General features: G+C 38.0%; 25 protein-coding genes and 1 other RNA gene. 22 read left to right on the top strand and 4 right to left on the bottom strand.

The window, feature by feature from the left end:
• The first annotated feature begins 123 nt into the window (after positions 1-123).
• The 4 genes from LPB68_RS05425 (at position 124) to rnpB (ending at position 3297) form a co-directional block, all read left to right on the top strand.
• Positions 124-945, top strand: coding sequence for a hypothetical protein (locus tag LPB68_RS05425; protein ID WP_068659834.1), 822 nt, complete (start codon positions 124-126; stop codon positions 943-945).
• Entirely contained in the window at positions 942-1715 is a 774-nt protein-coding gene (locus tag LPB68_RS05420) for a tRNA (adenine(22)-N(1))-methyltransferase (RefSeq protein ID WP_068659456.1), read from the top strand. The genes LPB68_RS05425 and LPB68_RS05420 overlap by 4 nt, the downstream gene beginning before the upstream one ends.
• Positions 1691-2806, top strand: a complete 1116-nt coding sequence (locus tag LPB68_RS05415) for a Nif3-like dinuclear metal center hexameric protein (protein ID WP_068659459.1) — start codon at positions 1691-1693, stop codon at positions 2804-2806. The genes LPB68_RS05420 and LPB68_RS05415 overlap by 25 nt, the downstream gene beginning before the upstream one ends.
• A gap of 80 nt (positions 2807-2886) precedes the next feature.
• Positions 2887-3297, top strand: an RNA gene (rnpB, locus tag LPB68_RS05410) — RNase P RNA component class A.
• A gap of 76 nt (positions 3298-3373) precedes the next feature.
• Here rnpB and LPB68_RS05405 read toward each other — a convergent pair.
• Entirely contained in the window at positions 3374-5296 is a 1923-nt protein-coding gene (locus LPB68_RS05405) for a S8 family peptidase (protein ID WP_068659460.1), read from the bottom strand.
• Positions 5297-5519: 223 nt separating this feature from the next.
• On the opposite strand from LPB68_RS05405, the gene LPB68_RS05400 reads away from it, so the two are divergent.
• The 12 genes from LPB68_RS05400 (at position 5520) to LPB68_RS05345 (ending at position 15784) form a co-directional block, all read left to right on the top strand.
• The gene (locus LPB68_RS05400; RefSeq protein ID WP_068659461.1) at positions 5520-6023 is read left to right on the top strand and encodes a YpuI family protein; all 504 of its coding nucleotides are present in this window, start codon (positions 5520-5522) and stop codon (positions 6021-6023) included.
• A gap of 192 nt (positions 6024-6215) precedes the next feature.
• On the top strand, positions 6216-6437 hold the full coding sequence (locus tag LPB68_RS05395) for a DUF1540 domain-containing protein (RefSeq protein WP_068659463.1): 222 nt from the start codon (positions 6216-6218) through the stop codon (positions 6435-6437).
• A gap of 55 nt (positions 6438-6492) precedes the next feature.
• Positions 6493-6924, top strand: a complete 432-nt coding sequence (locus tag LPB68_RS05390; protein WP_232510256.1) for a protein-disulfide reductase DsbD — start codon at positions 6493-6495, stop codon at positions 6922-6924.
• Between the two features lie 154 nt (positions 6925-7078).
• The gene (locus tag LPB68_RS05385; RefSeq protein ID WP_068659837.1) at positions 7079-7792 is read left to right on the top strand and encodes a lytic transglycosylase domain-containing protein; all 714 of its coding nucleotides are present in this window, start codon (positions 7079-7081) and stop codon (positions 7790-7792) included.
• A 128-nt stretch (positions 7793-7920) separates the two neighbouring features.
• Complete coding sequence (locus LPB68_RS05380; RefSeq protein WP_068659466.1) at positions 7921-9078, top strand: cysteine desulfurase family protein; 1158 nt, start codon at positions 7921-7923, stop codon at positions 9076-9078.
• Entirely contained in the window at positions 9078-10304 is a 1227-nt protein-coding gene (gene thiI, locus LPB68_RS05375; protein ID WP_068659839.1) for a tRNA uracil 4-sulfurtransferase ThiI, read from the top strand. The genes LPB68_RS05380 and thiI overlap by 1 nt, the downstream gene beginning before the upstream one ends.
• Positions 10305-10396: 92 nt before the next feature.
• The gene (locus LPB68_RS05370) at positions 10397-11056 is read left to right on the top strand and encodes a TerC family protein (RefSeq protein WP_068659468.1); all 660 of its coding nucleotides are present in this window, start codon (positions 10397-10399) and stop codon (positions 11054-11056) included.
• 191 nt (positions 11057-11247) lie between these two features.
• The gene (locus LPB68_RS05365) at positions 11248-11742 is read left to right on the top strand and encodes a hypothetical protein (protein WP_068659474.1); all 495 of its coding nucleotides are present in this window, start codon (positions 11248-11250) and stop codon (positions 11740-11742) included.
• Between the two features lie 174 nt (positions 11743-11916).
• Positions 11917-13758: a translational GTPase TypA gene (typA, locus tag LPB68_RS05360; RefSeq protein WP_068659475.1), complete on the top strand. Its 1842-nt coding sequence runs from the start codon at positions 11917-11919 to the stop codon at positions 13756-13758.
• 43 nt (positions 13759-13801) lie between these two features.
• Positions 13802-14098, top strand: coding sequence for a YlaH-like family protein (locus tag LPB68_RS05355; protein ID WP_068659476.1), 297 nt, complete (start codon positions 13802-13804; stop codon positions 14096-14098).
• A gap of 55 nt (positions 14099-14153) precedes the next feature.
• Positions 14154-15257: an LCP family protein gene (locus LPB68_RS05350; protein ID WP_068659477.1), complete on the top strand. Its 1104-nt coding sequence runs from the start codon at positions 14154-14156 to the stop codon at positions 15255-15257.
• Between the two features lie 74 nt (positions 15258-15331).
• Entirely contained in the window at positions 15332-15784 is a 453-nt protein-coding gene (locus tag LPB68_RS05345) for a pyridoxamine 5'-phosphate oxidase family protein (protein WP_068659478.1), read from the top strand.
• Positions 15785-15879: 95 nt separating this feature from the next.
• Here the strand turns inward: LPB68_RS05345 and LPB68_RS05340 are convergent, their stop codons facing one another.
• The gene (locus LPB68_RS05340) at positions 15880-16440 is read right to left on the bottom strand and encodes a YhcN/YlaJ family sporulation lipoprotein (RefSeq protein ID WP_068659479.1); all 561 of its coding nucleotides are present in this window, start codon (positions 16438-16440) and stop codon (positions 15880-15882) included.
• Positions 16441-16556: 116 nt separating this feature from the next.
• Here LPB68_RS05340 and LPB68_RS05335 point away from each other — a divergent pair, with 116 nt between their 5' ends.
• Both LPB68_RS05335 and LPB68_RS05330 read left to right on the top strand, forming a co-directional pair.
• Positions 16557-17888 carry a PhoH family protein gene (locus tag LPB68_RS05335; protein ID WP_068659480.1) on the top strand — a complete coding sequence of 444 codons (1332 nt, stop codon included), beginning with the start codon at positions 16557-16559 and terminating at the stop codon, positions 17886-17888.
• A gap of 200 nt (positions 17889-18088) precedes the next feature.
• Positions 18089-19345 (top strand): extracellular solute-binding protein, encoded by a 1257-nt coding sequence (locus LPB68_RS05330; protein WP_068659481.1) that lies wholly within the window; start codon positions 18089-18091, stop codon positions 19343-19345.
• 12 nt (positions 19346-19357) lie between these two features.
• On the opposite strand, the gene LPB68_RS05325 is transcribed toward LPB68_RS05330, so the two are convergent.
• A complete protein-coding gene (locus LPB68_RS05325) occupies positions 19358-20458 on the bottom strand; it encodes a coiled-coil domain-containing protein (RefSeq protein WP_068659482.1) in 1101 nt (366 codons plus the stop codon).
• Positions 20459-20635: 177 nt separating this feature from the next.
• Positions 20636-20872, bottom strand: a complete 237-nt coding sequence (locus LPB68_RS05320) for a DUF2626 family protein (protein ID WP_068659484.1) — start codon at positions 20870-20872, stop codon at positions 20636-20638.
• A 325-nt stretch (positions 20873-21197) separates the two neighbouring features.
• On the opposite strand from LPB68_RS05320, the gene LPB68_RS05315 reads away from it, so the two are divergent.
• From LPB68_RS05315 to LPB68_RS05300, 4 genes are all read left to right on the top strand, one after another.
• Complete coding sequence (locus tag LPB68_RS05315) at positions 21198-21848, top strand: RsfA family transcriptional regulator (protein WP_068659486.1); 651 nt, start codon at positions 21198-21200, stop codon at positions 21846-21848.
• 255 nt (positions 21849-22103) lie between these two features.
• Positions 22104-23084 (top strand): ketopantoate reductase family protein, encoded by a 981-nt coding sequence (locus LPB68_RS05310; RefSeq protein WP_068659488.1) that lies wholly within the window; start codon positions 22104-22106, stop codon positions 23082-23084.
• 4 nt (positions 23085-23088) lie between these two features.
• Positions 23089-23478, top strand: coding sequence for a DUF3397 domain-containing protein (locus tag LPB68_RS05305; RefSeq protein ID WP_068659491.1), 390 nt, complete (start codon positions 23089-23091; stop codon positions 23476-23478).
• A gap of 146 nt (positions 23479-23624) precedes the next feature.
• The gene (locus tag LPB68_RS05300; RefSeq protein ID WP_068659495.1) at positions 23625-25307 is read left to right on the top strand and encodes a peptide ABC transporter substrate-binding protein; all 1683 of its coding nucleotides are present in this window, start codon (positions 23625-23627) and stop codon (positions 25305-25307) included.
• The last annotated feature ends 145 nt before the right edge of the window (positions 25308-25452 follow it).

The following is a 25452-nucleotide window of genomic DNA, read 5'->3' as shown; positions in this document are numbered from 1 at the left end:
GCAAGGTCCTTTTTTTACGAGATCCTTGTCTAACACCATGTGGAAACATTCTAAAGCTATTCCTATACTTCGTTGGAAGTAATAGTGTTTCATGTATTTACTGGTCAGAAACGGGGCAAGTCTATGAAGCAAGAAAGAAAAAAGATCATAATAGATGAGATCGAGCATTGGCGTCAAAGTCGACTTTTACCAGACCAATATTGTGACTTTCTTAGTAATTTATATCAAGAACCAAAGAATATGAAATCACACTCATTAACGTTGGCAACATTGCGAAATGGAAATAGCAAACCTTGGTTTCTTGCTTTTGGAATTATTTCCTTCATTTGTTTTATTGGTTTTTATTTTAGCTCTTTTTCCTTATCATTGCAAATAGCAACCTTGGTGATTATGGTCGTAGTTTGTTACTTATTCGCAGGTATATATAACAATAGATCTCGAATGATCAGTCTGATACTAGCTGGAGCTGGAAGTCTGTTGATGCTTGTTCTTGGCGTATGGATAATAGCTCTTCACTCTATGTATGAGGAATTATGGTCAATGGTGTTGGTTACTTCTTGTGGGTTGATATGGCTCTTAATAGGGTATATTTTAAGAATAGGGATACTACATTATTGTGGTATAGGTGGATGGCTTCTACTGTATGCCGTGGTCTTCGTTCGGCAGCTTCCAGCTATTTCATGGGGGGAGTTGCAAGCATTATGGATTCCACTTGTCTTACTGTTCATAGGGTTAAGCGGGTTGTTACATAAATATAAGAAGATGTTATCACAAGTATATTTCAGTGTAGGATTGAGTATTTGGTTTATGCCTGAAATTGACCTTATTCTACTGAGGCATCAAATGCCATCTGATATAGTATTACTTTGTGTATTTAAACTCGCTGTCGCTTTGTTCCTGTTGTTTATATTTAGAAAAAAATGGATTGTGTGGGTGTCGTCATGAAATTATCAAAAAGATTGCAGTATATTATGGAGCAAATTCCAGATGGAAGTACGATGGCAGATATAGGGTCGGATCACGCTATGTTGCCGGTAGCAGCAGTTCAAAAGGGAAAGGTGTTAAGTGCAATAGCTGGAGAAGTTAATCCTGGGCCACGGGATGCAGCTGCTAAACAAGTGGCGTCAGCTGGACTAATCGATAAGATTTCTGTAAGACTTGGTGATGGGCTCAATGTTATAGAACCCGGTGAAGTGGATGTAATCACAATTGCCGGGATGGGTGGTGGACTGATCTCCAGTATATTGGAACAAGGGATATCTAAGCTTCAAGGGGTTAAGATGCTAGTGTTACAACCCAATGTAGGGGAAGATCTAGTTCGACGTTGGTTATTAGATAACCGTTGGATATTAATTTCGGAGCACATTATGGAAGAGGATCGTAAAGTCTATGAAATATTAACGGCTGTCCCCAAGAATAATGGAGAAACGCTACTCTCTAATGATGACGTATATAAAGAGTATTTCTTGAACAATAGTAAGGGGTCAGTGAAGGTTGATCAAGATATGATGATCCGATTGGGACCATGGTTGTTAAAGGGAAATAATCCAATCTTTATAGCAAAATGGATGTCAGAGCTTGATAAATTGGATCGAGTATTGAAATCTTTAGCAACTTCATCCTTACCCTCGGCTGAGGTGAAATCTGAAGTTATTACACAAGAAATTCGGCAGATTAAGGAGGTACTCTCATGTTTGCAAAAGGACAAACTGTAATACAATACATGGAACAATTAGCCCCCAAGCATGTAGCTATGCCTGATGACAAAATTGGACTCCAGCTGGGAACGTTGCAGAAGGAAATTCACAATGTTCTCATTGCATTAGATATAAATGATGATGTGATTGAGGAAGCGATTAAGCTCCAAGTCGATCTGATCATTGCGCATCATGCCATTATTTTTAGACCCTTGAAGCAATTACAGACAGATACGCCTATGGGCAAATTATATGAGAAGTTAATCAAGCATGACATAGCGGTCTATATCAGCCACACCAATCTGGATGTAACAGAAGGTGGTATGAATGATTGGATGGCTGAAGCACTGGGTATTGAGAATGGATCTCCTCTAGAAGATCTTCATACCGAGGAGTTATCTAAATTGGTCGTATTCGTGCCTAAGACTCATCATCAACAAGTTCTAGATGCTATTCTTGGTGCAGGGGCAGGTATGATCGGAGACTACAGTCATTGCAGCTTTAATATTGAAGGATATGGAACCTTTATGCCGTTAGAGGGTACGGAACCCTTTATCGGCAAACTAGGGGAAATTGAACGAGTGGAAGAAATACGGATTGAGACGATTGTTCCTCAGGGAATCCGGAGTAAAGTCATACAGGTTATGTTGAAAGCTCATCCGTATGAGGAAGTTGCTTATGACCTATATGCAATGAATCTAAAAGGTAGAACTCTAGGACTTGGTCGTGTAGGTAAGTTGAACAAACCTATGCTGTTGTCTGAGTTCGTAGAGGTTGTTAAGAAGAATCTTCAAGTGGATCATGTGAGAGTAGTAGGTGATCTGAATCGTACGATTCGTAAAGCGGCTGTCCTTGGAGGATCTGGAAGTAGATATGTATCACCATCTATATATCGTGGTGCAGATGTCCTCGTTACAGGAGATATTGACTATCATACAGCACAGGATGCATTAATGGCTGGTATTGCAATTATTGATCCAGGGCATAACGCGGAGAAAATAATGAAAGCTAAAGTCGCAGATTGGATGAGGGATAAGCTACAAAAGGCAAAAGTAGAGACGAAAGTACATGTGTCTGAAGTGAATACAGAGCCATTTCAATTTATGTAATACTGAAATTTCCCAAAGTTGTAAATGAGTTAGGGTTGTAACCTCAGCTAATTCGCTGTATACTATCAAGTGTTGTCCCGAAAGTTTGACAGACAATCGCTGGTGATGCTTAAGGCATCACGAGAGGAAAGTCCGGGCTCCATAGGGCAGGGTGCTGGATAACGTCCAGTCAGCGCGAGTTGAAGGATAGTGCCACAGAAATGGACCGCCGATGGCTGTGTAAGCAGCACAGGCAAGGATGGAACCGAGGTGTAAGAGACCCCGAGGAACGCTGGTGACTTCGTTCCTGGTAAACCCCACTTGGAGCAAGACCTAATGGAACGCAGCTTCTCTATAAAGATAAGCAACCTTAGCCCGAGGTGCGTTTAGGTTGGTCGCTTGAGCCGCTCAGCAATGTTCGGCCTAGATAGATGATTGTCGTTTAGAGTGGGAGGGTAGTTCCCGTATGTACCACGAAGAACACAGGACCCGGCTTACGGCAAACTTTCATAACTACAACTTATATGATTTAAATTCAATGGTGTTATTCTATCAGTTTATGACTGAGGAATAACACCATTTTTATTTTTACTTAATGGATTGATGTTTCTTAATCACAGACTGCATCTGATTACGAACATGTTGTGGCCAAAACTGAAGTGGAGATGAACCATTTCCTGCTGCATTTAATGCTTGATATATATCGATTTGTCCATATCCAAAATAAATATCTTTTCCTTGATCGCCTAAATCTACAACATTTTCACGCATCAATTTCATGACTTCTTCATTGTTAAGATTAGGGTTCCTAGATCGGATGAGCCCTGCTAATGCAGCAACATGGGGGCTAGCCATGGAAGTTCCAGATAGAGCAGCGTATTGATTGCCCATATAGGTGCTTGCAATACTTGCTCCAGGTGCTACGACATCAACATAATCTCCATAATTAGAGAATGAAGCAAGATTCATATCGGAGTCTGTCGCTGAAACAGCGAACACTTCAGGATAGGCAGCTGGGTATCCAGGACGTTCCGTATTGTCATTCCCAGTTGCAGCGATAATAACAACGTCCCGGTCATAGGCGTATTTGATCGCATCATGGAGGAATGTAGAGTCAGCGTAATTACCTAAGCTCATGTTCATAACCTTGGCTCCATGATCAGCAGCCCAGATGATTCCTTCTGCTACAGCGTATGTTGTACCTGCACCAGAGCTATCGAGTGCTTTAACAGGCATTACTTTATTGTACCAGCTAATTCCGGCGACGCCTTCTTTGTTGTTAACTACTGCGCCAATAATTCCAGCAACATGTGTACCATGTCCTACGTCATCAATGGGTTGTTTGGACGGATCAATAACGTTATACCCATCGACTAAATTTGCTTTCAAATCAGGGTGGTTAATGTCGGCACCAGTGTCAATAATGGCAATGATGACATCATTACTCCCTTTAGATAAATCCCACCCTTTACTGGTTTCAATTGCAGGAAGATTCCATTGATACGTAGAGAACAGTAAATCATTAGGAACAATTGGTGAATTAGAAGTGTTCTTATCTCGTACTTCATTTGTTAAATAAAGATAATGGGGTTCAACGTAATTAGGTTTGTATTTTTTTGTGAAGTACGTTTTTAATTGTGAATAATTCATATCATCAGCATGAAAAACATAGGCATATCCCATTTTTCGTACCCACTTCGAATGGACCTCCTTGGAAATCTGCATTAGTTCTTTATCTGAGATTGATTCTCGGAAATGAACAACGATCTCATTCTCATAATAATGACTTGCTTTTTCATTATCATGGCCGGTCTTAACTGTAATATCACGTAGTGTATTGGTATCGACAGATTCGATCCGATAGTTCCCTTCTTTAGGATAGGGTATTAATCTTAAGTTACGTTTCTGATGATTGGTAACCTCGCTTAGAACTTGTTGACTAAATAACGCAATGATCCCTTTGTTTTTGCTAGTGGAAGGTTCAGCCATAATGAAATATTGGATATCTTTCACTAGGAATGACGGAGACTCGTAGGATCGGTTATTACGTATATGGCTTTTTGCTTTCTCGTAATAGTTATTAAATTGTTTATTTTTGTTTGTGTCCCAAGTTAAACTTTTTCCTCGGTTGGGAGTGGAATTCGGTTTAGATAAATCAATCCAAGTTAACATTTGAATATGGGGATGAGTTTTTTGTAATTCTTGAATGTAAGCATTTATTTGCTTCTGATTGGTATTGTTAAATTGTCCTGCCATAGTTGTCAGATGCTCTTTCGCATCCATACGCGTTAAAGTATCTGTGGATGAAATGTCATGACTCAACATCTGATGTTTCATTGTATTTTCTTGTTGAGAACTTGCTATTGAATGGTTTGCAGCTTGATTTGCGGTTGAATTTGAACGTGAACTTAACGAACTTAACTCTGTATCTGAACGAGGTACATTCACAAGTGTGATTACCATTCCTGCAATTACAACGATCCCTGCAATTGTCCATGCTCGTCGGGACATATATACACCTCCAATAACAATCTGATCTCATTATTATCGTTAGTTAGATGCTCTGTTTTTATTCGGAATCATCAAAATAAACTAACATTTTGAAGTATAAATTGAAGGTAAAAGGGATACCGTTTCAAAGTAATATATGATAGGATAATACAAGGAAAAACGATACTTTAGTTTTCTTGATTTTATCATTTGACCTAGGGACTATAAGGGGGAGCTTACAATTATGTCAGCAGCCAATATTCAAAAATTGTGTGAGAACACAAGAGGGAAATTAAAGACAGCTATTGAAAGAACAGAGATATTTTTGAATCAATACACATTGCCACAGTTAATTGCTGAGCAACAAGATGATGAAATGATATTATTCTACAAAGGATTTCTCTCTGATCTACGCCACTTACTTGTATTCTCTGAAGTCTCATATGAAAAATTGGGTATTGTATTACGTCGTGCTAATTTTGATATTACATTTGCTGAGAAAGCACTTTATAATGTTTACCATCATTGTATCAACAACTACTTTTATCCTAAGAATGAAAGTTATTCTGAAGATGGTCGGTATGCCTATACAGGGCAAGATGCTATTCGTTTCCGCAAGAAAATTGTTCGTGAGGCGCGTGACATTATTCTAGACATCACAAAAGTGTATGAAGAGCTGAGGGATGATCTTACATATTACGAAAGTGACTACTTAACAGAACGTAGGATGCAAAGCCAAAATAATTAGTGTGAAATATTATAATCAATTATGATTTGTATAGCGGCTGTCTTCTCCTTTATAGGAGTGGATGGTCTTTTTTATTTTATTGGGTGAAGAGAGTCATTTTTGGATTATTTCTTGTGTGTTGACATCAACTTACAACTGCTTTTCAGCATATTAGGTTAGCCTGTCGGAGACAATGAAGAAGAGGTGATATTAATGAACAATGAGCCCAAAACATTAGTTAAATGCAGTGTGAGTAATTGCAACTACTGGGGAGAAAAGAACATTTGTCGTGCAGAGAAAATAATGATTGAAATTGATTCCCATGCTACTGCTAATCTGAATGAAGAATTTGGGGATGAGCCATATCATGGTAATCATCGAGATCAGGCTCAAACATCATCGGCGACTTGTTGCTTAACATTTAAACCTAAGTAAAGTTTATTTAATGTCTAATTAATTCCCTTTTTTTAATCTAGCAGGAGGTGTTGGTATGACAGATCATAAAGATGATACAGGGTCTCAGGTTGATCCAATGGATACTAATCGTAAAAAGAATTCACTCCATGAAAATTTGTATAAACGTGCCGATTATCCACGCTTAGCTCATCGTGATAAGGAGGAGTATGCAGCAGAGATTGCATCAACCCCTGTCCATGTACGTAATAACAATAAGGAACTTAGTAAAAGTGAAGATGCAGATGTTGATGAATTAGATAACAGAACTGGGCAAGTAGCAGGATATGTAGGTCTAGCTTTTGGTGTAGTGTCTTTATTTATGTGGTCTATTGTTCTTGGTCCGGTTGCAGCGATTATTGGTTTTTATGCTTTTTCTCAAGGCAAAAAAGTGACAGGTGGTTGGGCTATGGGGCTAGGAATTTTAGCCACACTTAGTTATTTGTTGCTTGCACCTTTTGGTAGATAATCAAAAACAAGCTCTAATAAGTAACACTAAGCGAATTTTCCAAGCCTCGACATGAGGTACGGAAATTCGCTTTTTTTACTGAAGGAGGTAGCATATGAACCGCTCTCATGATAAAATAGAAAAAGCATATTATGATGGAAGTTGGGATAAAGTAATGCAGATCGATACAGTAACGGCTAAACAGTTGATGAATCTACAACAAAATGCCACTGTCCAGGATAAAAATGAACTTCTACAAGATATTATTAATTCGCAAAGTGGGGGTTCTGATTTCGATGTATTGTTGAATCAGATCATGACTACTTCTGAATTGACGTCTGATAATGAAGTTGTATCATTAAATGCTGGAGTTACTTGGAGTGATGGTCTTCTATGGCAACAGCTTGGAGATGTGAGTGAGAATCATCTGAATGTCTCTGAGGTAAAGATGGATATAACTGGGAAATCATCACCAACAGAATATAATGATTTGATTCAACAGGCAAGTCATAAATATGGGATAGCGGAATCGTTAATCAAAGCGGTTATAGATACAGAATCTTCGTTTAATCCCCAAGTTGTATCCTCTGCAGGAGCTAAAGGATTAATGCAATTAATGGATGGAACGGCCGAAGGATTAGGAGTTCAAAATTCATTTAATCCAGCGGAAAATATTGATGCAGGTACGAGATACCTATCACAACAATTGAAACGTTTTGATGGGGAAGTGAATTTAGCACTTGCTGCCTACAATGCAGGTCCAGGAAGAGTTCAACGCCTTGGAATATCCAACGATGAAGAGTTAATGAATAATTTGAATCTACTCCCGTCAGAAACTAGAAATTATATTACTAAAGTACAGAATGCTCGTTCGAAATTCGAATTATAATAGACAACTACATATGTTTCATTAAGAGATCACATGGAGGAGGCATCGGGTGAAGAATCAGAATTTGATTGGCACCCTCTCCGATAACTGATCTTTTTGTGTTGCAGAAAAGAAAGGAGAATCCCACTATGTTCTATTGGGATCATGCAGCAAGCACACCTCCCTATGAAGATGTCATACGGACGATAGCAGAAGTGATGGAACAGCACTATGGAAATCCATCCTCTATGCATCAGTGGGGTGAGGACTCTTCGAGGTTGATCAAGCATGCCCGTGAGGTTTGTAGCAGAGCACTGGATGTTAAGCCATCAGAGATTATATTTACTTCTGGTGCGACTGAAGGGAATAATCTAGCTATAAAAGGTGCTACGCTACAATATATGAATCGTGGAAAACATTTGATCACCACACAAATTGAACATGCATCTGTTTATGAAAGTTTCCAGCAATTGCAACAATGGGGTTTTGAGGTCACCTTTCTTCCCGTTGATTCTCAAGGATGTGTAGATCCAGCGTCCATAAGAGAGGCTATAAGAAAAGATACAGTCCTCGTTAGTATCATGCATGTGAATAATGAAATAGGTGCCATCCAACCAATAGAGGCAATTGGAGATATGATCAAACGATGTAATCCAAGAACTATATTCCATGTCGATGGTGTACAAGGCTTTGGAAAACTACCTGTTGATTTAACAAAATGGCAAGTTGACCTGTATACGTTATCTGCTCACAAATTTCGTGGGCCGAAGGGGATAGGTCTACTATATGTTCGAGAAGGGTTGAAGTTAACCCCGATCCTAACAGGCGGGGCACAGGAATCTGGGTTGCGTGCTGGTACGGAGAATGTACCTCTTATCGTTGCGCTGGCAAAAGCAATGCGGAAGGCAAGCGAGCAACAAGAGTCCTTCAACAGCAATGTTTCAACTATGCGAGATCAAATTCATACGACCATTCAAGAGATTAAAGGATTGAAGTTGCATAGTCATGATGGGTCGGCACCACATATTGTTCATTTCTCATACCCTGGTATGAAGTCAGAAGTGTTATTGCATACGCTAGAGGAACAAGGAATTCTTGTGTCAACTAGATCGGCTTGTTCTTCCAAACAGTCTGAACCAAGTCGTGTATTACTTTCGATGGGATTGAGTATAGAAGAAGCATCAAGTGGAATTCGAATTAGTATGGGTGACATGCATACGGAAGATGAACTGAGATTATTACAGCAAGCTCTTCGTATTTCAGTTGAGCAACTAGAGCCACTTCAAAGAGGAAGGATGGGTAAATGATGACCTATGATATGTTATTATTACGATTCGGAGAATTAATATTAAAAGGGAAAAATCGCAGAAGATTTGAGAAATCAATATTTCTTCATGTGAAATCTGTACTATCACCATTCCCACTTGTACAACTAAGGAATGAATTCGGCAGAATCTACGTTTATCTGAATGGTGAACCAGCATCTGAAGCAATACAAGCATTAAAGAAAGTATTTGGTATCGCATCCATTAGCCCAGTCATTGTATGTAAATCTGATTTAGAAGATATACTTCGGACAAGTCATCAATATTTGCAAGATATGAATATACAAAATGACACTACTTTTAAAGTGAGTGCTCGACGTGTTTGGAAAAAGTTCCCTCATTCTTCACATGAAATGAACCATCTCGTGGGTTCGCACTTATTAAAGGAATTTCAAATGCTTAACGTAATGATGAACCATCCTGAACTTGAGCTACGCGTAGAAATCAGAGAGACAGAAACATATATTTTCTACGTGGTTATTCCTGCTGTAGGTGGCTTCCCTCGGGGAAGTAACGGTAAAGCGATGCTTTTGTTATCCGGCGGAATTGATAGCCCTGTCGCAGCTTGGAGTTCTATGCGTAAAGGACTTACGATTGAATGTGTTCACTTCTATAGTTATCCATTTACGAGTCAATTGGCAAAAGATAAGGTTGAGGATCTTGCAAGAGTTTTGTCTGGTTACGCAGGAGAAATCAAACTTCATTTTGTTCCTTTTACAGAAACACAAACTTCGTTCACAGGAATGGGCCAGGATAAATTAATCATCACTCTAATGCGTAGAGCAATGTTACGAATTGCAACGACGCTTGCCGAGAGAGAAGGGGCATTAGCGATTGTAACAGGAGATAGTCTGGGTCAAGTAGCCAGCCAAACACTGCCTAGCTTGAATGTTGTAGGTCGTGCAACAGATCTTCCTATACTGAGACCTTTAATCATGATGGATAAGAATGAAATCATTCAGATTTCCAGAGATATCGGAACATATGAACTTTCTATTCAACCTTATGAAGATTGCTGTACATTATTCGTTGCAGATTCACCAGCTACTAATCCCAACCTTCGTATTGTAGAACGATTAGAACAATCAATTGTCAAGCTTCCAGAATTACTTCAGGATGCTGTAGAAAGAACTGAGACAGTGGTTCTAACTCCTACTAATGGAGGAAGGTTATCTACTGAGAAACTAATTCAAGAGGATTGGTTCTAACGAAAAATGGTATGAAGAGTAATTAAATAATGTTGGGTTAAGCATACAAGCTCCATTTCATTCATAAATGTATGAATGGAGGGGGTTGTACGATGGAGCATTTGTGGGTACTGTTGGAAATTATGATCATTAATTTAGTCTTGAGCGGTGATAATGCTGTTGTTATTGCTTTAGCAAGCAAGGATCTTCCCCCTGCTCAGCGGAAGAAAACAGTGTGGTGGGGGGCTATGGCAGCCGTTGTCCTAAGATGTCTTCTTACTTTCGTTGCAGTATTGATGCTGCAAATCCCTTATTTGCAAGCTGTAGGAGGGATATTGTTACTGTGGATAGCGTTTCATTTATTGTCCGAAGAGAAGGATGAGATACGGATAGGCGAAATACCAACAATATCAAAAGCGATACGGACAATTCTCGTAGCAGATTTTATTATGAGTCTTGATAATGTACTAGCCATAGCAGGGCTCGCCAATGGAGATCTTGCTTTAATCGTAATTGGAATAGCCATTAGTATACCTATTGTGATTTACGGCAGTACGATTATTGTGAATTGGCTTCAACGATTCCCAATTCTTGTTTATTTCGGTGCTGGAATATTAGGATACACCGCGGGTGAAATGATTCTACAGGACGCTAGCTTAGGTGGGTATATTGGAGTGGTCTGGCCTGATGGTCATTCGATCTTACCAATAGGCTTAGCTATCGTTGTTATCCTTGCTGGGGGCTATAGAAAATTAAGGATACATCGAGTGTAGCCTTTTTATAGGGAAATAATGATCGATAAATAATTCTAAAGAGAGGAACCTGACGGTGGATTAACCGCTAGGTTTCTTTGTGCATGAACAGATATGGTTTTTATGTTGGAAATCATATACAATAATCATGAAAATATGTTTAACCGAAATCAGACATGAATGCGCATATCATAAGAAAAGAGGGTGTACGTATGTCTTCAAAAAAAGATATGAAACTGGGTTTGTTAATTATCGTAGCTGGATTAGTAATATTGTTAGGTAATTTAGGTGTATTTGGCTTCATTGGGCGCTTTCTCTGGCCATTAGTTATACTTATTGCAGGTTTGGCTTTACATGTATTGTATTTTTCTCGACGAAGTGAACCTATCTTTTTAATTCCAGCTGGAATATTAACCGTGTGGGGATTGCTATTCACGATCTGCAATATTTGGGGATGGGGATTGATGGCGCATATATGGCCTGGCTTAGTTCTCGGTATCGCTATAGGCTTGTATGAATATTACTTATATGAGAATTTACGATCAGATACCCTTTTATGGGTAGCAATTAGTCTGGGGTTACTCTCTGTGGTTCTTTTTTTCTTCAGTCTTTTTAGAACAGGTGGAACATATATATTGGCTTTGATACTTATTGGATGTGGTGCTTGGTTAATCTGGGGCAGAAGAGGGAATAAGAGCAAGTGGTAAGCATTGGATGTAAAAAAATGAATCTTTTTCAAGGAAAAAACTTGATTATTTCAGAAAAATAATTATAATATAAAAGATATGATGAAGCGTCGGCATTATCGCCAGACGCTTCTTTTGTGAGACACGTTGCAAAGAGTGTAGAGACTTAAGAATGAAGGGATATGGATATTAACCATGCAATCAAGAGAACAGATTAGAAATATAGCAATTATTGCCCACGTTGACCACGGTAAAACGACGCTAGTCGATCAATTACTACAACAATCGGGGATTTTTCGTGAGAATGAACAACATCAAGAACGTGCAATGGATTCCAATGATTTAGAACGTGAACGTGGAATAACTATCTTAGCTAAGAATACAGCCATTACGTATAAAGATTTCACTATTAACATTATGGATACTCCTGGCCATGCTGACTTTGGTGGAGAAGTTGAACGTATAATGAAAATGGTTGATGGTGTTTTGTTGGTAGTTGATGCTTATGAAGGTTGTATGCCACAGACTAAATTCGTATTGCGTAAAGCACTCGAATCAAATCTAACACCGATCGTTGTTGTGAATAAAATTGACCGTCCAGCAGCACGTCCTGCTGAGGTTATTGATGAAGTATTAGACTTATTTATTGAACTTGGGGCTTCTGATGACCAATTGAATTTCCCAGTAGTATATGCATCGGCTTTGAATGGTACATCAAGTTTGGAAGCTGAAAAACAAGATGATAATATGCTTGCTTTGTATGAAACTATTCTTGATCATATTCCAGCACCAACAGAAAAAATGGACGAACCACTTCAATTCCTAGTAACCTTAATGGATTATAATGAATACTTGGGTCGTATTGCGATTGGACGTATTAATCGTGGTATTATTAAACAAGGTCAATCCGTAACAGTAATTATGCGTGATGGAAAAAGTAAAACAGCTCGTATAGAGAAGTTGTTCGGATTCCAAGGATTGAAACGTTTAGAGATTGAGGAAGCAGGAGCGGGAGATATTGTTGCTATTGCTGGTATTAAGGATATTAATATTGGTGAAACCATTGCAGATCCGAATAATCCTGAAGCATTGCCAGTATTAAAAATTGACGAGCCTACATTGCAAATGACATTTATTGTTAACAATAGCCCGTTTGCTGGACGTGAAGGTAAATGGGTAACTTCCCGTAAATTACGTGAACGTCTATATAAAGAGTTGGAAACAGATGTAAGTCTAAGAGTTGATGATACAGAAACTCCGGAGGCTTTCATAGTTTCAGGTCGTGGTGAACTTCACCTATCGATTCTAATTGAGAATATGCGTCGTGAAGGATATGAATTACAGGTATCTAAACCTTCGGTTATCGTTAGAGAGATTGATGGTAAGAAGATGGAACCTATTGAACGCTTGTTAATCGATGTTCCTGAAGAAAGCATGGGAGCGGTCATGGAGAGCTTAGGTCAACGTAAAGCTGAAATGACTAACATGGTTAATACAGGATCAGGAAATGTGCGTTTGGAATTCCTTATTCCAGCACGTGGACTAATCGGTTACCGTACACATTTCTTAACATTAACTCGTGGTTATGGTGTTATGAACCATGCTTTTGATAGCTATGGTCCTGTCGTTTCAGGTCAAGTTGGTGGACGTCATCAAGGTGTCCTTATCTCAAGTGAGAATGGTAACTCAACATTGTATGCTATGATGGGTATCGAAGATCGTGGAACGCTCTTTATCGAACCAGGTACAGAAATTTATGAAGGTATGATTGTGGGTGAGCATACTCGTGATAATGATATCGTCGTAAACGTATGTAAAGAAAAAGCTGTAAATAACATTCGTTCTGCTAATAAAGAAGAAACAGTGAAAATGAAAACTCCGATTATCTTCTCTATGGAACAAGCTTTGGAATACTTGAACGATGATGAGCTATGTGAGATTACGCCTAAATCAATTCGTATGCGTAAGAAGATCTTGAACAAGAGTGAACGTGAACGCGCAGAGAAACATCGTAAAACGGCAAATTCAAATTCATAAAATTAATTAATTATAACCCCATTATGAGAGGAGTAGAACCTACATGCAGTCATGGTTTGCAGAGCATCCTTTGGTTGCTTATATTGTCATCTTCGTACTGATCACTTACGTATACAATAAAGTATTTCGCGCGCATCAGAAGTTGCCTTTACTGAAGGAGATAATATTATACATCTTGATGGCTTTAGGTTCAGGGATGCTTCTCATTTTTCAACATGACAAGCTCCCCATCATCCAATGCTTATTAGTTGCTGTTGGATTGATGCTCTTAGTACGTGTTCGCTATTTTGTAGAGGGTAGACAGAAGAAGAAAACTGATACATCCTCTAAGAACTTGTAATAACTTAAATAATGGGGAATATTTTGAACTCCAAATAATGAAATAGGTGTTTTATATGAGTCCGAGTAATACTCAGCTACCACCAAGAAAACGTGCTGGTGTCAATAAACAACCAAACGTAGTAAAGAGTAAAAATAAGAAACATAAGAAGAAAAAGAGTCCCTTCAAATCTTTCTTGAAATTTTTACTTATTGTAATTATTTTGGCTATTTTAGCGGTTGCAGTTTATGTAGGTTCGATGGCACTTAAGGTAGATAATACTATTCTAGATACCGGTAATGATAATCAGGTAGCACCTGAAGCTTCTGCGAAAATCAAACCGGTCACTATGCTACTTTTAGGTACTGATTATCGTCCAAAAACAGGTACACATTTAACAGATGTCATGATGGTTGCTGCATTTAATCCAGAGACGAAGTCAGCTACAGTAGTCTCGATTCCACGGGATACTCGAATTGATTTAGATGGATACAAAGTTAGGAAGGCTAATGCTTATTATCCTAATTTTCTAGATGTAGCAAGCGACTCAGGTATTCCTGCACTGGATGAAATGAAGGTTATGTTTGCTAAGTACATGGATATTCCAATTGATTATGCGATGGTCATTAACTTCCAAGGGTTTAGTGATGTTGTGGATGCGCTTGGTGGTGTAAATGTTAATATCAGTATGGATATGTGTTATAAAGATAATGCAGATGGCACTGATATTGATCTCACTGAGGGGCCTGCTAAGCTGGATGGAGAAGATGCATTGGGTTATGTTCGGTATCGTAAGTCTAGTTCAGGATGTAAGCCTAGAACGAAGGAGTCTGACGATTTCAGTCGTAATGAGCGTCAAAATGAAGTGCTTCATTCATTAATTGACCAGATGCAAACATTCAGTGGTGTGACTAAGCTTGGAAAAGTGATTGATGCCGTTGATGAGAATATGGAAATCGACATGGAACAAGCTCAACTAAAGAATATGATCGCTACCTATTGGAACATATCTAAAGACAATGTGAAATTTATGCCTGTTACTGGAAATTGGAAAAGCCCTTATGTCTATTTAGATGATGAGGTAGTGGATAAGGCTAAGCAGGCTTTAAAAGATGAAATTGCAGGTAATTCATTATCAACATTGTCAAGTAGTGAAGAGTCGGAAGCTATAAATCCATAATATTGAATGTCATTTTCAACCTGTGATATAATACAATAGAGCATTACGAATTGTAGCGTATAGGGGGTGGATATATGTCCGAATCCGTCACACAAATGACAGATGATTTATTGTTGCAATTGCAATCAGAGACATTTGTTCTGCTTAACACTGTTGATGCAGTAACTGGCGGTCCAACTTCTAGTGCGATTTCGTGGATTTATGCGTTGAATGCATCCACATTGCGGTTGGCGCTGGATCATCGATCTCGACTAGTTGAGAATATCAAGAATAATCCCTTAGTTACTATCACAGTGTTTGCAGAAGGTAAGGTTCATGCTATCAATGGTAGAGCTTCTATCGCGTTAGATCCCTTACCAGAAGTGCCTTTTAAACTCTGTTGTTTCGACATTAGTGTAGAAGCAGTGCGTAATGCACTTTTCTATGGTGCGAAGTTATCTTCTGCCCCTCAATACATTAAAACATATGACCAGCGTGCTTCAGAGAAGTTGGACGGACAAGTATTCTCTGCCATGCAAAAAGCCTAGTGAACATTCACTAGGCTTTTTTTTCATTTAATGAGCATACACTACAGTTAACCCACAGAGATATGAGGAGGTCATCTAAAGCGTTGTTAACAATATTAGGGTGCAATATTCTGATTCGTTGCAGGTGATTGTGGGGATGCTGGATCTTGTTGTGATTTGACGTCTTTTGGAAGCTGAGGAATGATCCGTCCAACAATATCTGCAAGTTCAGACGAAAATCCAGAAATAGGACGGCCTTGTCGAATATGCTTGCCTATTTCGTCTAAACGATGAGATAAATCCATATCGGCTGTAACAAGTGATCTCATGCCTTGAGGATCTGCCCTAAGGGCCTCAGCTACCGAATATTTAATCGTTCCTACCCGAGATCGTGGTAAGTCACCATCAACATCAATTCCAACGACGGCTGTATCACCTATGACCACACAATGAGCTCTTTCAACTCCTGATACTCGTTCTGCTAATGCTTCTAAATGGTTCTTTAACGATAAATCCTGCGATTGATCCGTCATGTCATCAGTTGCTGATCTGATGTTTAAGGTATCCATCTCTTGATTCTGTTGTTGATTCCTAGGAGAGGGTGATGCATTGTCTGAAGCTGTACCGCAGCTAGTTAAGAGCGATAGTAATACAATAAAACATAGACATAGTCGCATATGTCATCCGTCCTTTCACGGAGTTAGTCTTAATTGAATCTTTGTAACGTAACTATATGATGTCCAGGACGGACAATTTTATGTATCCATTATAAATGCGCTATGGAGGGATTAAGATGAAGAAGATTTATGTATTAGATACGAATGTGCTCTTGCATGACCCCAACTCCATATTTAGCTTTGAGGAACATAATGTAGTTATTCCAGCTGTTGTACTGGAAGAGATCGATTCAAAAAAACGGAATGCAGATGAAATTGGACGGAACGCCCGAACGGTATCCAGATTACTTGATGGCCTTAGAGAACATGGACATTTGCATAGTGGTGTGAAGTTACCGAATGGTGGAATTCTAAAAGTAGAATTAAATCATCGAAGTTTTCTTAAAATGCAGGAGACATTTGGAGAAATAAATAATGACAATCGTATTTTAGCTGTAGCGCTTAATTATCAATTAGAAGAAGAACAGAAAGCTGAGCCAATACCAGTAGTTATTGTAAGCAAAGATGTACTTGTGCGGATCAAAGCGGATGTTCTTGGTCTCAATACAGAGGATTATCTTACCGACCGTACAGCGAGTGCCAGTGATCTATATTCTGGGTACTCTACGATCAAGGTTCATCCGGCGATAATTGATGAGTTTTACAGCAATCGTTTTTTAACAATTGATACTCTCCAATTATCATATTCCTTATACAGCCACGAATTTATTATTTTAAAAGATGAAATGGGTAGTGGGAAATCTGCGCTTCTTAAGGTGAATAGCGAATGCACGAGACTTGAGCCTCTTTATTTAGGGAACGAGCCAGTATGGGGTCTAAGTGCTCGAAATGCGCAACAGCGTATGGCATTAGAATTACTCTTGAATGATGATATTCCATTAGTCACTATTACTGGCAAGGCTGGGACAGGTAAGACATTGGTTGCTTTAGCTGCTGGTCTCTCAAAAGTGGAAGATGAGCATAAATATAAAAAGTTACTCATCGCTCGACCGGTTGTCCCTATGGGGAAGGATATTGGTTATTTACCAGGTGAAAAAGAGGAGAAATTAAGACCATGGATGCAACCGATCTACGATAACTTAGAGTTTTTATTTGAGACGAAACGTTCAGGTGATATTGATAAAATATTGATGGGTTTAGGGAGTATACAAGTAGAAGCACTTACGTATATTAGAGGTCGATCAATTCCAGGTCAGTTTATTATAATTGATGAGGCGCAGAATTTATCAAGACATGAAGTGAAGACGATAGTATCTCGTGCGGGTGAAGGGAGCAAGGTCATATTAATGGGTGATCCAGAACAGATTGATCATCCGTATCTAGATGCGTCTAGTAATGGATTGAGTTATATTGTGGAACGATTCAAAGAAGAGCAAATTAGCGGTCATATCACATTAGAAAAGGGTGAACGATCAAAGTTAGCTCAATTGGCTGCAGATCTGCTTTAAGAGTATAAGATAATCAAAAATATATTTCCCAAGCAATAACAAAGTTGATTAAGTTGAAAATAGAGAGCCTAAAGATTGTTTTCACATGATCTCTAGGCTTTTTTATGAGAAAATTAAAAGATTATGAAATAAAGCTAGGACAAGTGGACTATTAATTTGTTAATATAGGTACATATGGATGAGAGGGGAGATAGAGGCGATTGAAGCGAAGAAATTATTGGTTGTTGTTCGCAATTCTGCTACTATCCTTAACGAGTTTGTCTCCAAGTCTTGACTTTACACCAAGAAATGAACGAAAAGATAATGATATCACGTTGAATCCTTTAGCACTAGATTCACCAAATCAAGTTCAGAATCAAAGCCCTATAGTAATATCTGTACATATAAGCGAAGAACAATTCAAAGTGCTAACCGAATTGAATAAGCAATTCATTGAAGATACGGGCATCCAAGTTGAACTTTCCAATGTGGATGCTGATATCGCATATGCCGAAGCATTGAGTTCTTTTGCTATGGGAAATGGGCCAGATGTTCTTTTTATCGAGAATGAGTGGGTACATACCTTTGCAACAAAAGGTTACTTGTTACCCGTAGAATCATATCTCAAAAATGCAACAGGTAGCAATGTTCTGAGAACATTGTTGCCTACGGTGGAATGGAATGGTTATCAGTGGGCTACACCATTTGATATGGATCCTTATGTATTCGTATGGCAACCGAAGACTTTAAATGAAATGGGATTGGTAGAACCGCCTAACACCAAAAAAGAATGGGCTGATTTGTTGATCAAGCAAGCAGAGGGAAATAAGCAATATTTACTTGGAATTGAAGAAGCGGCTCCTTATGCCATGGCTACTTTATTAGGTGGGATGGATGTAGATATACTACAACCTGATGAAGATGCATTACTATGGCTTGAACAAGCAATTCCTTTTATGTATATAGTGAACAAAGATAACCAGGAGGCTTGGAAATTACTTCAAGAAGGAGATTTGTCGCTATATTTAACTACCTTCTCGGAGGCTAAGTCATCGTGGAAAGAGGGTCTGAAGGTTGAACTACCGGATGATTTCTATAATAATTCACCAATGTATCTACGTAGCAGATCCTTTGCAGTATCCTCACATACATCTTTAAGTGAGCAGTCTGCGGAATGGATAGCTTATATGACCGAATCCACAATTCAGGAGCAATGGTTTGAAAAGACGGCCAGATTACCGTCTTTGAGTATGATTTATGAGGACGCTAAACTGAGCTATAAAGCAGAAATTCCATTTCGTTTAGATCTATTAAAGGTACCAAGTGATGAAACAGCGCAAACAGGTCAAGTACCCAGTGATTCATGGAATGAATTACATTCTTATATAGATCAAATGCTCGCGGGTCAAATATCAGTCGTAGAATTTAAAGAAAAACTTACTACAAAGTCTATTATAGAACCATTAGTAATTGAATAGGATGCAGAAAGGCTACATAGAAATCTTCAACGTGACGAGTAAATGATTCTCTGATACTAGTACATCTGTAGCTTTAAGAAATGAAATAAGCTTTTGTGGGTAGAATCCAAGATCAAATTCTTCTTCAAGAGCTCTACTAGTTGTATCTGGCAGTTGGAGATTATTAAAAAGTAATTTGTCTACTTGAAACATAATTCCGTTCTGAGGTTCATTTATAATGCTATACTTGCCTTCAATTGATAATAACAGATTGCCATTCTTGCCTGAAGCAATGATAGAATTATTCTTGAAACGAAAGGAAAAATGATTGAATAGCTCATTTTTAGTACGAAGGAATGTATTTAATTGTTCTTCAGTAATATCTATGGTGTAGGTAGAACCTTTGATACTTATAATGCCTTTCGTATTTTGAATAAATTCAGGTAAATCCTGCATAGCTGAGGCTAGAGCTTTGAAATGTCGCTTCACTTCGTATAATCCCACATTTTCCCAATACAAAATAAATTCATCCATCATTTGTTGCATAGCTTCTGGATTATTACTTTCTTTTAAACTTCCATCTATGGATTCCTGAAAAACAACTATACGTTCTCGTTGTTGTATAAGTTGTGATTTGATATCACGTAACTCAGTTGTATTACGTATTAATTTCTGTTGTGTTGTTTGCAAATCGTTGAATTGTACTTGATAAGTATTAAGAATTTCCTGATCACGGGATATGAGGAGATCGTAATAGCTGTATATCATCAATAATTGACTGATGTTATTAATCGATAGGAACGCAGAATATAAAAAATCTCGTTCACCCATATAGTAGGAGCGAATAATTTCGCCAGCACGTTCTTGTTTGTCTTTGATTTGACTGCTTTTTTGCAGAAGTTCTAATTGTAATTTAAGTTGTTCTTGCTCTAGGGCTTGCTGTGTCTTGTCGATTCGTTCAATTTCATGATCGATTTCAACGACAGATAAGGTTTTTTCGAGTAATTGTCGTGTTTCTTCATTAACAGGTAGTACTGGATCTGCATGTATCGTGCTATTTGGGAGGCTGATGAAGTATATGAGCAATATGATGATAAATAAGAGAATTACGAAACGATCCTTCTTTTTGTTCAAATGTCTGCCTCCTTTCTATGTCATTTTGTATTTATATGTAATGTTATTTCATTTTAGTTATTATACCTTGATTCATATTATATAAAAAAGGCATTTCTGCCCAATAGATGGACAGAAATGCCTTTTAAATTTCTAGTGGAGCGGTTGCTTGCTAGCAGAACCATGAAAACTAAAGGCTTAGACGGGCATATCCATGACGAATACGGTCCAGTAACTGAATCCAGTAAAAGTCACGATCATATAAGCCCAAAAGAGAAGTATATAAGTTCTCTCAGTGAATTTCATATAACCTAGAATTACAAAGAAGGCAGTCTGCAGAAAGAATAAAAAAGCCATTTCAACCAAGCCGCCAGCAAATGCCATAAGCCCAATTGCGAGTGTGAAAAATCCTAGAACACGAAACATGCGTCCCACATTCATACCCCTTTCTATGTACGGTCAACGTTATCTATGGTCTATTATAGCGGTTACAGAATTGAGTGTAAATGCTAAAATGTAAAAAATTCATGTTATTGTGATGTTTGTTATAGAATTTTTTGTTTCTTAAATTATAGATCATTCTGAATGTTGGTGTATGAGTGATGAATAAAATGGAAATACAAAATAGTATCAAATAGATTCTATGAACTCTACGAGAGGCATAGAATTGAATTAAGCAGCTTTTATACCTTATTCATTACCGGGTATTGCCGGTTAAGAAGATGGTTATTTTAGGACGTTGTTAGGAGGGTATGATTGCATGACAGCCGTAAGACAGGATGCATGGAGCATTGAGGATGATTTAATATTGGCAGAGGTAACGTTGCGACATATTCGTGATGGAGGTACACAGTTATCTGCATTTGAGGAGGTTGGCGAGAGAATTGGCAGAACGTCTGCGGCTTGTGGATTCAGATGGAATAGTTCTGTTCGTAAAAAATATGAAGAAGCTATAAGTATCGCTAAAGCTCAGAGACAGAAACGAAGTTACTATAGGAAGCAACCATCAGCAATGGGGTTACAGGTTGCAAGCTTAATGAAAGTTGAAGATGATAGTGACTATTACAAAGTGGATGGTATTAATGAAGAGACATTGTCTATCGAAGCTATAATTAGATTCCTACGACAATGGAAAGGTAACGTTCAGGAAAATAGTAGACAATTGAAAATGCTTGAGAAAGAACTCCGTGAAAAAGATGAAGAATTGGAACAATTACGACATATTAATGAGAGACTATCTAAGCAAGTAAATGATGTACAAACAGATTATCGTGTGGTCAATGATGATTATAAGGCGCTAATTCAAATCATGGATCGTGCACGTCGGTTAGCTTTCTTAAATGAGGAAGAGGAAGAAAGTAAATCTAGATTTAAAATGGATGCCAATGGAAATTTGGAACGTTTAGAGTGATAGCTATCTATCGATTAAGTAACCCGTATAAAGTCGTATTTTGACTTTGTACGGGTTTTTTCAAATGATAACAAAGTATAAGGATCACTTGAATCAATTTCATAATCGCTGATGCAGCTAAATCGAGTTGCGTAATTATGAAATTGATTCTTGATACTCTATTTCTTATATCCGTCTCATCTTGTATATAGAACTAATGATATAATATGATGGGCGAGTTGGGCGACAAGCAAAATGGAATGGGGTTAATTAGGGATGAAAATTGATATTATTGGTGGAGGGTCACTTGGTTTACTCTTTGCAGGCAAACTAGCTTCTGTAGGCAATGAAGTTCGTGTATGGTGTAGGGGCCAAGAACAAGCAGTTTTACTGAATTCAGAAGGCATATTAATAAACAGTAATGAGGGCTCTTCTGTTATTGAATTGGGCCCACTCGCTGTTGAAGCTGGAGTATTAGAAGAAAGTATATCTAAATGGGATGAAACTCCTAGTGATTGGATATTTCTGATGACCAAACAAAAGGAAATTGAAAAAGTTGTTTCTAGGATATTAACGAGATTAGATTATAATCGACTAGTAGAAATAAAAGGAATTCTGTGTTTTCAGAATGGCGTAGGTCATATTGAACTTTTAAAAGGAGCTATACCACATTGTCGTATATATTCAGCGATTACAACTGAAGCAGCGCGAAAAGATTCTCATAACAAGGTATTTCATGCAGGACACGGTATGACCATGGTTGGATCACAAGTACATAAGGAATTAGAAGAGGGAATGAATTCTGATATAGACGAGAAAGCACTGTTATCAGAACTCCAAAAAGCAGGATTTCAATGTGATTTGTCGAAAGAAATCGTTAACCATATGTACAGAAAATTATTAATTAATGCAGTGATAAACCCTCTCACGGCAATATGGAGAATTCAAAATGGAGAATTATTAGTCTCGTCTCAAAGAATAGACTTGATGAGAAAACTCTTCGATGAAGGAATAGAGGTATATAATGCTTGCGGTATTGTTTGGGATATAGACTTATGGGATCAAATTATGAATGTATGTAAGATGACTTCTAGCAATACGTCATCAATGTATAAAGATGTAAAAGTAGGCCACTCAACGGAAATCCAGTGGATTAATGGAAGTATCGTTTCATTAGCAGAATCACAAGGAATTCATGCCAATTATCATCAAATGATGGTCGAGTTAATTGAAGGAATGAAAGAGAAGGAGGAGTGAAATCTTGGAATGGTTGCGTGATTCATTTATTATCTTTAGTATTTTACCATTTATTCCATTCTTATTAGTGTATTTTGGTCATCTTAAGTGGAAGAATAATAAGCGGAATGCTCTTCTTATTGCTATGGATGTGACAACAGTATTTTTAATTATCTCAGTATCGGCTTTATTTAATAATACATTTGATTCTAAAGTCGGTTTTTATCTTATATTACTATTTCTATTATTAGCAGTTGGAATGATTGGTGGTGCTCAAAATCGGATTAAAGGGAAAGTAGATTTTACGCGGATGATTAAAGCTGTATGGAGAATGACGTTCATATTAATGATGTGTAGTTATGCTATTTTTACATTAATTGTGTTATTTAGATATATTTATAATTCTATGTCATGAAAGGTGACATAGAATACGGTCGAAATGATGAAATTATTGCCACTTTCAGAAAATATCCTATTTTTTATGATATGAAGTGTAGATTTTTTTGACCACTGGTTGTATAATCAATAACCATATACTATATTGCTAGGGGGAAACATCAGATGAAACAGAAACGTTTGCTTAGTATGCTTATTCTCATCATGATCGCAAGTACAGTTCTTGCAGCTTGTGGATCTAACAACAAGAATGAGGGAGCATCAAACACAGGAAGTAATGCAACGACAGAAACACCGGTGGAAGCGAAAGATCAAGTGTTCCATTTTAACATGGCTTCTGAACCACCAACATTTGACCCAGGTCAAGCGCAAGACAGCCAAGCGAATACAGCTCTTAATTTAATGTATGAAGGTTTAGTGCGCATGGATGAATCTGGTAAAGAAATTCCAGCTGCAGCTGAATCATGGGAAATCTCTCCCGATGGATTGCAATATAAATTTAATCTTCGTAAAGATGCCGTTTGGAGCAACGGAGATCCTGTAACAGCTAATGATTTCGTGTTTGCATGGCAACGTGTGCTAGACCCTGCTACAACACCAGCTCCACCATATGCTTACCAATTAGGCTACATCAAAAATGCTAACGCATATAATGCTGGAGATATTACAGATTTCACTCAAGTTGGAGCTAAAGCAACTGATGATTATACATTAGAAATAACTTTGGAAAACCCAACACCATATTTCTTGGGTCTAACTTCCTTCTATACGTACTTCCCAGTTCATAGTTCTGTGAAGGATAATGATAAGTGGGCAACGGATTACGCAACAATGATCACGAATGGTGAATTTGTTCTTTCAAACTGGACAACTGGTCAAAAGCTAGAGTTCACTAAAAATGATAAATATTGGGACAAAGATAACATTAAATTTACAAAAATCGAAGCATCCCTGGTAAACAGTGGAGCTGCTGAGCTTTCCAGTTATAAGAGTGGACAACTTGATTATGCAGGTAAACCTACCGGTGAAATCCCTTCGGATTCCATTCCTAGTGTAAAGAAAGATTTGCCTAATGAATTTGAAGTAAAAGGGATCGCAAGCACGTATTACTATGAATTTAACGTGACTGCTAAACCATTTGATAATGCTAAAATTCGTAAGGCGTTTACAATGTCAATCGATCGTCAAGCAATCGTAGAAAAGGTAACCCTTGGTGGAGAGCTTCCTGCATATGGTTTCGTGCCACCGGGTATTAAAGGTAATGCCGATGAATTCCGCAATGAGTATAAAGATGCTGGTTACTTTACAGAAGATGTAGAAGCAGCGAAAAAATTACTTGCAGAAGGTATGGCTGAAGAAGGTTACACAACACTTCCTGAAGTTACATTGATTTATAATACCACTGAAGGTCATAAGAAGATTGCTTTGGCAGTAGCTGATATGTGGAAAAACAATCTAGGCGTGACTGTTAAGACTGAAAACCTTGAGTGGGGTGTCTTCTTAGAAACACGTCAAAACTTGAACTATCAAATCGCACGTGCTGCTTGGTCAGCTGATTACAATGATCCAATGACATTTATCGACATGTGGACAACAGGTGGCGGTAACAATGATTCTGGATTTGCAAATGCTGAATATGATCAATTAGTTAAAGATGCACAAGCATCACAAGATAACGCTGTACGTATGGAAAGTTTGTCTAAAGCAGAGAAAATTCTGATTCAAGATGAACAAGTTCTTATGCCGATTTACTACTACACGAATGTATCGCTTACGAAGGAAAATGTAAAAGGGATTTCCATTGATTTTAGCGGTGCAATTGACTTTTCACGAGCCTACTTCGAGTAGTGCAAGATTGAAGTTAATAAGTAACTTCGGGATGTATATGTGGAACACCATATATATCCCGATTTTTTTGTCTGTGATTACGAATAATCCAAGGATTACATTCTTAGGCAAATAAAGTGAATAGAATTAATCCTTGTTTTCTATT

The organism is Paenibacillus crassostreae (genome assembly GCF_001857945.1).
Lineage (GTDB): Bacteria > Bacillota > Bacilli > Paenibacillales > Paenibacillaceae > Paenibacillus_AQ > Paenibacillus_AQ crassostreae.
This window is presented reverse-complemented; position numbering and strand designations above follow the sequence as displayed.